Source organism: Rathayibacter rubneri (genome assembly GCF_023743255.1).
GTDB lineage: Bacteria > Actinomycetota > Actinomycetes > Actinomycetales > Microbacteriaceae > Rathayibacter > Rathayibacter rubneri.
In genome coordinates this window covers 19,641-29,527 of record NZ_JAMRYM010000044.1, presented here as the reverse complement: position 1 = coordinate 29,527, position 9,887 = coordinate 19,641, and the positions used below count along the sequence as shown (strand labels likewise).

Genomic DNA, 9,887 nt, shown 5'->3' with positions numbered 1-9,887 from the left:
ACCGAGCAGGCCGCGGAGGCCAGCCCGGCCGCCGCGGCCTGCTCGGTCGACCACTGCTCGGGGACGGCGCTCCAGGCGGTGAGGACCGCGTACTCGGCCGTCGTGTCGCTGATCCCGCCCAGTCCGAAGACGAGCTCGCCGACCTGCGCGTCCGTCACTCCGGTGCCGACCTCGTCGACGACGCCGACGGCGTCGCGACCGGGGATCGCCGGCAGGTCCAGGGGCAGGTAGGGGGCGAGGTGGCCGGCGCGCAGCAGCACGTCGATCGGATTCACGCTCGTCGCGAGGACGCGGATCCGCACCGCTCCCTCACCGGCGCGGGGCTCGGGGGCCTCCTCGACGGAGAGGACGTCGGGGGCTCCGTAGGAGTGGAAGCGGGCAGCGCGCACGGGATTCTGCTTTCTGACGGGGCGGGTGCAGCAGATGCTTGCTGCGGAAAGGAAGCTATCCCCGAATGCTTTCCGCGGCAAGTGAATGTAGTCTGAAAGGGTGACTCCGGCCGATCGACTCTCGCCCCAGCAGGACAGGACCTGGACCCTGCTGGTGGGCGTCATGATGTGGCTGCCCGCCGAGCTCGACGCCTACCTCGAGCAGGCGGCGGATCTCAGCCACGCCGAGTTCGGGGTGCTGCGCTGCCTCTCGCTCGGCGAGGACCGCGAGATCCACATGAGCCGCCTCGCGGCGACGGCCAGCGTCACTCCCTCGCACCTGTCCCGCATCGTGGGGCGGCTCCAGAAGCGCGGCCTCCTCGCCCGCAGCACCGACCCCTCGGATGCGCGGCGCACGCTCGCGAGGCTGACGGCCTCGGGCGCGGGACTCCTCGCCGAGGTCGAGCCCGGCTACGTCGCCGAGGTCCGCGCGCGGGTCTTCGCCCTGCTCGAGGGAGCTCAGCTCGACCAGCTCGAGGACGTCGCGGAGGCGATCCTCACTCCGCTCCGCCGCGAGTGCGTCGACCTGCTGCCGCCGCGATCGGCGCGCTGAGGCCGGGTGGGCACGGATCGACGCCGCGAGCACGCGAGAGAGTGCGCATGAGGCCCGAGGCGTCGGAGTCGAGGCGGCTCGACGGGAAGCGGTCCCGCGCGGGCTCGCCCGGGTCCGGAGCCGGGGCTCCACCGGTTCACGACAGGAGGCGTCGTTGCTAGCCTCGCCATCGATGGATGCCCCCTGGATCGTCGTCGCCGCAGCCCGTGAGCGGATCGTCGAGCAACCTCTGCACCCACGGCGGTTGTTCGCGGGTGTGCTGGCTCTTGCGATCGTGCTGATCGCCGCCGTCGGAGTGGTCGACGTGCAGGCCGCGCGATCGCTCGCCGAGTCGGAGGCGGTGTCGGACGCGTCCGATACGGCGGATCTGCTGGCGGAGGTCATCGTTCAGCCGGCGATCACCGACGGGCTCCTCACCGGGGACCGGGACGCCGTGATGCTGCTCGATCGTGCCGTGCGCGAGCACGTGCTCGACGCCTCCCTGATCCGGGTGAAGATCTGGGACGCGGGCGGGCGGGTCCTCTATTCGGACGAGAGGCGGCTCATGGGACGCGTCTTCGCTCTCGACGCCGAGGACCTCGAGGGTTTCGAGGACTCGACAGTGCAGGCGGAGGTGTCGGACCTGCAGGAACCCGAGAACGTCTACGAGCACGGGAGCGAGCGCCTGCTCGAGGCGTACCGGTCGGTGTGGACGCCGTCGGGCGAGACGCTGCTGTTCGAGAGCTACTTCCGTTACGACGAGGTCGTGGATCGCAGCGGCGAGTTGTGGCGCAGCTTCGCGGCGATCTCGCTGGGCAGTCTCGTGGTCCTGGTCCTGCTGATGCTCCCGGTGCTGCGTCGGCTGCTGACGCTGATCGAGCGCTCCCGACGCCACCGGGAGTCGCTGCTGCAGCGAGCCCTCGATGCCTCAGCCGACGAGCGCCGCCGGATCGCCGCGACGGTGCACGACGGCGCCGTGCAGGATCTCGCGGCCGCTTCCTTCGCCGTGCACGCGCGTGCTCAGCGGGCGGAGGTGGACGGCGACGCGGAGCTCGCGGCCGAGCTGCGCACGGTCGCGGGGACGGTGCGCACCGGCCTCGGCGGTCTGCGATCGCTCCTGGTCGACATCTACCCTCCGAGCCTCGCTGATTCGGGACTCGCGGCGGCGCTCGAGGATCTGGCGACGACCACGCGGGCGCGCGGGGTGCCGGTCGAGGTGGACGTGCCGCTCCGCTCGGGGCTCGATCCGGTGGGCGAGCGACTCGCTTACCGTGTCGCCCACGAGGCGCTGGCGAACGTCGTGAAGCATGCGCAGGCCCGGACCGTGCTCGTCCGCCTGCGGCGCTCCCGCGGCCGGGCGGGGCGCTCCGTTGTGCTGGACATCGTCGACGACGGCGTGGGGTTCGATGCAGACGCCGTGCTCGCCGATCCGGAGCGGGGGCACCTCGGAGTGCGGATCCTCCGCGACCTCGCCCGCGAGAGCGGCGCCGAGCTGAGCCTGCGCACGGCGCCCGGAGCGGGAGCGCACTGGCGACTGGAGGTGCCGGCGTGATCCGCGTGCTGATCGTCGACGACCATCCTCTGGTGCGGGCCGGGCTCGCCGGACTCGTCCGTGCGACGGAGGACCTGGTGCTGGTAGGGGAGGCGGCCGGCGGGGAGGAGGCTCTCGCGCTCGCGACGACGCTCGCTCCCGAGGTGGTGCTGATGGACCTCTCGATGCCTGGGATGGACGGAGTCGAGGCCACGGCCCGCTTGAGGGTGCTGGTGCCGTCGGCGCGCGTGGTCGTGCTCACCTCGTTCGACGACCGCGCCCGAGTGCTGGCCGCGCTGCGGGCGGGGGCGGTCGGCTATCAGCTGAAGGACGCCGATCCCGTGGCGGTGCTGGCGGCCGTGCGCTCGGCGGCAGGGGGCGACGTCCCGCTGGATCCGCGCGCTGCGAGGGCCCTCCTCCCGGCGAGCGACGGCTCGTCGGACGCCGGGCTGAGCGCGCGCGAGGAGCAGGTGCTGCGGCTGATCGCCTCCGGTCGATCGAACAAGGAGATCGCGCGAGAGCTCGGCATCGCCGAGCGGACGGTCAAGGTGCACGTCGGCCACGCCTTCACTCGGATCGGCGTGCGCGACCGCACCAGCGCTGCGCTCTGGGTGCGGGACCACCTCGCGGGGTACTAGTACCAAGGTCCGATCGACGGCCCCGCCGTGCGACGCGAGAGTGAACTCACATCCCGCGCACCGGCGGCCCGCCGGTCCTTCAGGAAGGCCACCGATGTCCCCCCTCCGCAGAACCGCCCGCACCGTGGCCATCGCCGCGGCCGCGCTGCTCCTCACCGGCCTCGCCGCCTCGCCGGCTCACGCGAAGACCTCCTCGGTCGGCGGCGACTACGCCGTGACCGTCAACGGCACCACCTACAACCCCGCGCCGGGCCGCGACGCCAAGCTCGACGACGTCTCGGTCTCGGGCGCGATCGCGGTCCGCGGAGTGAACAACCGCTTCGACATCCGCCCGTCCACGCTCGGCGTGTACGACTACACGCTCACCGGCGCACCCGACACGCAGCGGATGGTGACGGCGCCGACGGTCGTCTTCGCCTCGAAGGTCCCGACCCTGACGGCCCCCCAGCTCTCGGGAGCGCGGCTCGAGTCGCTGCAGGTGAAGGACGACACGCTCGTGGTCATCCTGCGCACCGCCGGCGGGAAGCTCAAGATCCAGGCCAAGGACGGCGCCCAGGGCGGCATCTTCCAGATGGAGCCCGAGTTCGCCGCGCCCGTCGAGCTCGTGCACACCCTCGGGCCCGGTCTGTTCTACTTCGTGAACAGCTACACCGGCAAGATCAACTTCGGCGACGGCGTCGACGCGGTGAGCGCGCAGCAGAGCCCGACCGGCTACCACCAGATGCTGCTCGGCAAGGACAGCCCGCAGGTCGCGACGAAGACCTTCCAGAGCGGCACGGTCACGAAGTGGTCGGTCACTCCTGGCGGCCGCCTGGGTGGCGTGCTCGGCGAGGACGCGATCGAGCTCTCGCAGGGGGCGACGAACTGCACCAGCCAGTGCCAGGCGCAGAACCGCATCAACGGCTCGCTGCCGGTGCCGCCGAACCCGGTGAACCCGACTCCGATCGGCTGACACCTCCCAGGAGCGCACGCGGAGGGAGCCATCGGGGGACCGGTCCCGGTGGCTCCCTCCGTCGTGCGTGCGCGCACCTGGGCGGGAACCTCAGTGGCCGCAGTCGGAGCCGCCACGTCGACGCGCGGGACGTGCTGCGGGTGGGTGCGTGTCGGACCCTCAGCTTCCTGAGGGAGGACCGGGGCCGGTCCGACCCGGACACCGGACCCGAGGAAGCCGAGCAGGACCGTGGTTCCGCCCCAGCGGCGCAGGACACTTCGGCCTTGCCGACGTCGACGTGATCCAGCAGCGGGATCCGTCCGACCAGGCGCCTGGTGCGATCACGGCCGAGGAGGCTCGGATCGCCGACGAGATCAGCGCCGGCGCGGCTGTCCGCCTAGGCGATGGTCGGCTTGCTGAACAGGTTGACGACGTTGCCGTCGGGATCACGGATCAGTGCGGAGCGGTTGCCCCAGGGCATCGTGGTCGGTTCGAGGATGACGTCCTCGCTCCTGAGAGTCACTCGGGCGAGATCGCCGTCGACGTCAGCGACTTCGAATTCGATGAACACGGATCGGTTCGTCGCAGGAGTGAGAGCGCCCCCGAGCATCGCCACGGTCGCGGTGCTCGCGATCGCGAGGTTCGCGCCGGAGCCGCTGAACTGCGCGAAGAGCGGGGTGGGGCGCTCGGCCTGCCGACCCGTGACCTGCTCGTAGAACGCGATGAGACCTTCGAGGTCGTCAGTGACGATGCGGATGGATGCGAACGACATGGGGTTCCTTCAGTGACGCTGATGAGGTGGAGGCATCAGCGTCGCTGGTCGTCGCGACACCGTCCTGTCGGTGTTCGACGGAAGACGTCGGTCGCGGATCAGTCGTCGACGACGGACCTGAGCAGTCCGTACTGGATCGCGAGGTCCTCGGCGCGGAGCTTGCGCATCGGAGGACGTTCGTCGGTGACCCTGATCGAGAGCATCCGATCTCCCCGGAACGCCCGGACGCCCTGTCGAAGTCGGCACCAGGCGATCAGGTACCACTGGCCTCCCTTCTCGATCGACCCCAGCGGCTCGACGTCCCGACTGGACTCCGCACCGTCGGCGTCCTGGTAGCGCAGCTGCACGACACGATTCGCACGGAGAGCCTCCGCGAACTCGACCGGCGCGGTCGTGTTCTCCTCGCTCTCCAGGAAGTGCACCCGGGATGCGAAGGCGCTGGCACGTGCCGCGTCCCGGTCCGGCATGACTGCGAGCATCTTCCGGGCGGCAGTCCGAGCAGCCTGCCGGAACGGGCTGTGGCGGAGCGCGCCGAGCCCGATCAGGACCGCAAGGGCCTCATCCAGAGTGAACCCCGCCGGGCCGAGCGTCGCCGACCCGTCGATGACGTACCCACCGGTTCGGCCGGGTTCCGCCCAGATCGGCAGACCCGACTGCTGCAGCGCAGCGAGATCCCGCTCGATGGTTCGCACGGACACCTCGAAGCGTTCTGCGAGACGACGCGCGCTTCGCGGACGCGGCGACGCAGCTCGCAGTTCCTCCACGAGACCGTAGAGACGATCGGTCCGATTCATCGACCTATCATCCGACACGCCGTCCCCCCGGTGCCGAGAGCACGCACGATCAGGGCGAGCGGAGCACGCGAGTCGGTCTCCCCCGGGCGCTAGGCGTCGGAGTCGAGGCGGCTCGACGAGGGGCGGTCCCGCGCAGGCGCGCCCGTGTCCGGAGGCGACGGCTGCGGCTCCGCGAGTCCGATGGTGCTGACGATCGGAAGGGTGCCCGTGCGGGGGAGGGGCTCCGCGGCGATCGAGGGCGGACCGGAGGCGCCGGCCGGCGCCGGGGCGGCGGAGGCGGTCGGGTCCGCGTAGAGGACGTCGGCGGCCAGGGCCTCCTCGAGGCCGCGGTCCCGGCGCGTGCGCGCGCGGACGGGGGCGACGGCGCGGACGACCGGGGTGCGCAGCCGGCGGTAGGCGAGGCGGCCGAGGGTGACGCCCCCGGCGAGGCCGACGGCGATCATGCCCGCCTGGAGCAGCAGGTCGATCCCGCTCGTCGGCGAGCCGCCCGAGGTGAGATCGAGCACGCCGCGGTAGAGCGTGAGCCCGGGGAGCAGGGGGACGATGGCGCAGGCCGTGGTCACGACGGCGGGGATCCGCATCCGCTCGGACAGCGCCTCGCCCAGCAGGCCGATGGCGAGGGCGGGGACGGCGCTGGCCATGAGGGGTGCCGCGCCCAGATCGAGGAGCGTGTCGGAGGCGAGCCAGGCCCCTGCTCCGGTGATCGCGGTGAGGAGCGCCGCGCGCGGCGGCGTGTGCGACGAGAGAGCCCAGGCGCCGGCGGCGACGCCCGCTCCGAGCACCTGCACCTCGGCGGGCCAGGGGCGGGCGTAGGAGTCGACGAGCACGAGGTCCACGCCGAGCGTGCGCGCGACGTCGAGCACCGCGGCGATGCCCACCACGATGCCGAGCGTGAGCAGCCCGACCTCCAGGAGCCGCCCGCCGGCGGTGATCGGGAAGCCGTTGATCGCGTCGTCCGCGGCCCCGACGAACGAGAGCCCGGCCAGGAGCACGACCACTCCCGACGCGACGACGAGCGCGGGCGGCAGCACGGCCAGCTCGATCGGCAGCTGCGGCACGAGGGCGAGCAGCAGCACGGCGACTCCCGTCGCGATCGCGGCGCCGGCGATCTGCTGGAAGAAGGCGGGCAGTCCCCAGCGCCCGAGCAGCCGGCCGGCGGAGTCGATGAGCGCGGCGGTCGCCGCGGCGACGAGGACGACGAGCGGTCCGCCGCCGAGCAGCAGCGCGACCCCCGCCGCCATCAGCGCAAGGGTGAGCGTGACGACGCCCCGGCGGTAGCGGTGCGGCTGCACGAGGATCGCGTCGAGACGGTCGTGCGCCGCCTCGAACTGGTGCCGCGCCTCGTCGCGCGCGTCGGAGGAGTCGACGGCGTCGGCCACCCGGACCTCGGGCGAACCCTCGGTGATCGCCGCGACGAGCGCCGTGACCCGGGCGAGCCGCTCGTAGTCGGCGCTGCGGGTCTGCACCACGCGCAGCACGCTCACGCTCGGCGAGTCCTCGCCTCCGTCGTGCACCACGAGGATCGACGTGAAGGTGAGGTCGACCTGGACCTCGATGCCGTACGCACGGCAGACGCGCTGGATCGTCTCGGTGACCTCGGCCGCCGCGGACCCGAGCGACAGCAGCGTCTCGCCCAGCCGGACGGCGAGATCGAGCACGCCGCGCACGGTCTGCTCGGCGAGCAGCGCCCGCTGGGTGCGCCGGCTGACCGGCGCGGCGGGGGTCTGCCCGCTGAGCTTGCCGACGACCTGCTGCAGGAGACGAGGAGAGCGCATCCTCCGAGGGTAGGGGCGCGCGAGGCCGCGTCTGCGAGTCGGTCCGTGTACGCTCCGCCGTCGATCGCGAGTGGTCGCGGCGCGGGCCCTGGGAGGGGCGCGGAGCCCGTTGCCCGACCACTCGCGCGGTGCGGCGTGCGCGACGGGACGCCGGAAGGGTGCGGTGGAGGACCAGGGCCCGGACGGCGTCGGCTCGGCCCGCGGCTCCGGACGGCGCGTCGGACGTCCGGAGCCGCTCGGCGCGGTCAGCGCAGGAGGCGGAGCAGCTGATGCCTCCGCTCGCGCTCGAGCAGGTCGGCGCGCTCGCGGCGGAGGGCGGCGACGTCGGCGTGGTCGAGAGGCGGGCGGCGCTCCCGCCTGCTCCACTCGACGAGCGCGACTCCGATCCGCAGGGCGAGACGGTCGAGCAGGCCGGCGAGGCGGCGGTGAGGAGGGTGGGCGTACCGGGCCGCCCGGAGTGCGGTGTTCATGGGGTGTCCTTGTCGTGCAGGCGCGCGGGCGCGCCGAAGAGCGCCCTGAGGGCGCGAGGAGGAGCGCCCTCGAGGGCGCGCGGAGGCACCGCCGCGGAGGCGGTGCGGGACCAGCGGGGGTCCGGGACGGGACGACGATCCGCGCGGGGGACCCGCGGGACCGGGAGCTTCTCGAGCGTTGTCACCGTCTGAGCGATGACGAGCGCGGGGCTCGACCGGTCAGGCGGAGTGGACGCCGGAGAAGCCGGCGGTGAAGTGCGCGAAGTGCGTCATGGCCTGGCTCCTTTCGTGTGGTTCGGCTCCGTCGACCGTAGCGGCACGGGTGCGGACCTGGCAAGAGCCTGGGAGCGACGAGTCGTCGATCCGCTCGATTCCGGCCGGTGCGGGACCGTTCGGCTCGGGGGAACGGCTCCGGCCCGCGGAAACGGGTTCGGCTCGCAGGATCCCCCGGCTTCGACGAGCCGACCGGGTTCCTGCGAGCCGATGCTGATCCGGAGGCGCGGTGAGTGCGAGGCGACTGCCCCGACGCCTCAGTGCGCCCGGGGCGTGTACCGCACCGGAGGGAACGCCGTCCGCACGATCGCGCGCAGCGACTCCAGCGAACCCGTGACGAGTCCCTGCGCCCGCGCCTGCACCAGGATGTTGCCGATCGCCGTCGCCTCGACCGGGCCGGCGAGGACGGTGCGGCCCGTGCGGTCGGCGGTCAGCTGGCACAGCAGCTCGTTCTGCGATCCTCCGCCGACCACGTGCACCGCGTCGATCCGCACGCCCGAGAGCGCCGAGGCCTGCTCGAGCGTCACCGCGTACGCCTCGGCGAGCGACTCGAGGATCGAGCGCACGAACTCCGCCCGGGTGCGCGGCTGGGCGAGTCCGCGCTCGACGCACCACTCCACGATCCGGCCCGGGATGTTGCCCGGGGCGACGAAGCGCTCGTCGGCGGCGTCGAACGTGGTGATCGGCCCGCGGATCGCGGCGGCCTCGGAGAGCAGCAGCGGCAGCTCGATGCGCTCGCCCGTCTGCTTCTCCCAGGTGCGGATGGATTCGGACAGCAGCCACAGACCCGAGACGTTCTTCAGGTAGCGGATGCGCCCGTCGACGCCGCCCTCGTTGGTGAAGTTGGCGGCCCGACCCTCCAGCGAGACCACCGGCTTCTCGAGTTCGACGCCGACGAGCGACCAGGTTCCGCTCGAGATGTACGCCACGTTGTCGTCGGTCGAGGGCACCGCGACGACGGCCGAGGCCGTGTCGTGGGAGCCGACGGCGACGACGCCCAGGCCTTCCGGCGCGCCGAGATCGGCGGAGACGGAGGGCAGGAGCGAGCCGAGCCGGGAGCCCGGCTCGATCAGCGGCGCGAGGATCCCGCGCGGAAGGTCGAGGCGCGTGAGGAGGTCGTCGTCCCACGCGCGGGTGTGCGGGCTCAGCAGGCCCGTGGTCGAGGCGTTCGTGATCTCGGTCGCCGCGACCCCGGTCAGCCAGTAGCCGATGAGATCCGGCACGAGCAGCGCCTGATCGGCGAGTGCGAGCACGTCGCGCTCGGCCGCGAACTGGAACAGCGTGTTGAACGGCAGGTGCTGCAAGCCGTTCCGCTGGTAGAGCTCCTCCGCGCCGATGCGGGAGTGCACGTCGGCGACGCCGCGCGCCGTCCGCTCGTCGCGGTAGTGGTACGGAGCGCCGAGCATCCGCCCCTGGCGCAGCAGCGCGTAGTCGACGGCCCAGGAGTCGACGCCGATCGACACGACCTCCGGCTCCTCGCGGAGGGCGTTCGTCAGCCCCGCCGTGAGCGAGCGGTACAGCTCCAGGATGTTCCAGTGCAGAGCGGAAGAGCCGCCCTCGTGGGTGCGGACCGGCTGGTTCGGGAACCGGGCGACGTGGCGCATCCGCAGCTCGTCGTGGCCGACGTAGCCGAGGATCACGCGTCCGCTGGTCGCCCCGAGGTCGACGGCGGCGACGGCCTTCATCGCCGGAGCCCTTCGGTGGCGGTCATCGGAGGAACGCCGCGCTCGGGTGCGCAGAGGC

General features: G+C 72.6%; 10 protein-coding genes. 4 read left to right on the top strand and 6 right to left on the bottom strand.

The genetic code is table 11. From position 1 onward, the window contains the following. Positions 1 to 389: alcohol dehydrogenase catalytic domain-containing protein (locus tag NB037_RS11205; RefSeq protein ID WP_251945758.1), on the bottom strand; the 389-nt coding region annotated here is incomplete at its 3' end. A gap of 100 nt (positions 390 to 489) precedes the next feature. Here NB037_RS11205 and NB037_RS11200 point away from each other — a divergent pair. The 4 genes from NB037_RS11200 (at position 490) to NB037_RS11185 (ending at position 4,081) form a co-directional block, all read left to right on the top strand. Beyond that, positions 490 to 981, top strand: coding sequence for a MarR family winged helix-turn-helix transcriptional regulator (locus NB037_RS11200; protein WP_251945756.1), 492 nt, complete (start codon positions 490 to 492; stop codon positions 979 to 981). A 172-nt stretch (positions 982 to 1,153) separates the two neighbouring features. After that, positions 1,154 to 2,512 (top strand): sensor histidine kinase, encoded by a 1,359-nt coding sequence (locus tag NB037_RS11195; RefSeq protein ID WP_251945754.1) that lies wholly within the window; start codon positions 1,154 to 1,156, stop codon positions 2,510 to 2,512. Continuing rightward, entirely contained in the window at positions 2,509 to 3,129 is a 621-nt protein-coding gene (locus NB037_RS11190; RefSeq protein WP_251945752.1) for a response regulator, read from the top strand. The genes NB037_RS11195 and NB037_RS11190 overlap by 4 nt, the downstream gene beginning before the upstream one ends. 94 nt (positions 3,130 to 3,223) lie before the next feature. Next, positions 3,224 to 4,081 (top strand): hypothetical protein, encoded by an 858-nt coding sequence (locus NB037_RS11185; RefSeq protein WP_251945751.1) that lies wholly within the window; start codon positions 3,224 to 3,226, stop codon positions 4,079 to 4,081. A 376-nt stretch (positions 4,082 to 4,457) separates the two neighbouring features. Here NB037_RS11185 and NB037_RS11180 read toward each other — a convergent pair whose 3' ends face one another. From NB037_RS11180 to NB037_RS11160, 5 genes are all read right to left on the bottom strand, one after another. Continuing rightward, positions 4,458 to 4,832: a VOC family protein gene (locus NB037_RS11180; RefSeq protein WP_251945749.1), complete on the bottom strand. Its 375-nt coding sequence runs from the start codon at positions 4,830 to 4,832 to the stop codon at positions 4,458 to 4,460. Positions 4,833 to 4,930: 98 nt separating this feature from the next. Continuing rightward, positions 4,931 to 5,626 (bottom strand): helix-turn-helix transcriptional regulator, encoded by a 696-nt coding sequence (locus NB037_RS11175; protein WP_251945747.1) that lies wholly within the window; start codon positions 5,624 to 5,626, stop codon positions 4,931 to 4,933. 89 nt (positions 5,627 to 5,715) lie between these two features. Next, a complete protein-coding gene (locus NB037_RS11170; RefSeq protein WP_251945745.1) occupies positions 5,716 to 7,401 on the bottom strand; it encodes a threonine/serine exporter family protein in 1,686 nt (561 codons plus the stop codon). A gap of 245 nt (positions 7,402 to 7,646) precedes the next feature. Then, positions 7,647 to 7,871 carry a hypothetical protein gene (locus NB037_RS11165; protein ID WP_251945743.1) on the bottom strand — a complete coding sequence of 75 codons (225 nt, stop codon included), beginning with the start codon at positions 7,869 to 7,871 and terminating at the stop codon, positions 7,647 to 7,649. 530 nt (positions 7,872 to 8,401) lie between these two features. Further along, the gene (locus NB037_RS11160; protein WP_251945742.1) at positions 8,402 to 9,829 is read right to left on the bottom strand and encodes a rhamnulokinase; all 1,428 of its coding nucleotides are present in this window, start codon (positions 9,827 to 9,829) and stop codon (positions 8,402 to 8,404) included. Positions 9,830 to 9,887: the final 58 nt, after the last annotated feature.

What these genes read in the sequence shown, in the direction of transcription:
- NB037_RS11180 (WP_251945749.1), bottom strand. Translation starts at nt 4,832, where the DNA reads ATGTCGTTCGCATCCATCCGCATCGTCACTGACGACCTCGAAGGTCTC.
- NB037_RS11165 (WP_251945743.1), bottom strand. Translation starts at nt 7,871, where the DNA reads ATGAACACCGCACTCCGGGCGGCCCGGTACGCCCACCCTCCTCACCGC.
- NB037_RS11185 (WP_251945751.1), top strand. Translation starts at nt 3,224, where the DNA reads ATGTCCCCCCTCCGCAGAACCGCCCGCACCGTGGCCATCGCCGCGGCC.
- NB037_RS11195 (WP_251945754.1), top strand. Translation starts at nt 1,154, where the DNA reads ATGGATGCCCCCTGGATCGTCGTCGCCGCAGCCCGTGAGCGGATCGTC.
- NB037_RS11170 (WP_251945745.1), bottom strand. Translation starts at nt 7,401, where the DNA reads ATGCGCTCTCCTCGTCTCCTGCAGCAGGTCGTCGGCAAGCTCAGCGGG.
- NB037_RS11160 (WP_251945742.1), bottom strand. Translation starts at nt 9,829, where the DNA reads ATGAAGGCCGTCGCCGCCGTCGACCTCGGGGCGACCAGCGGACGCGTG.
- NB037_RS11175 (WP_251945747.1), bottom strand. Translation starts at nt 5,626, where the DNA reads ATGAATCGGACCGATCGTCTCTACGGTCTCGTGGAGGAACTGCGAGCT.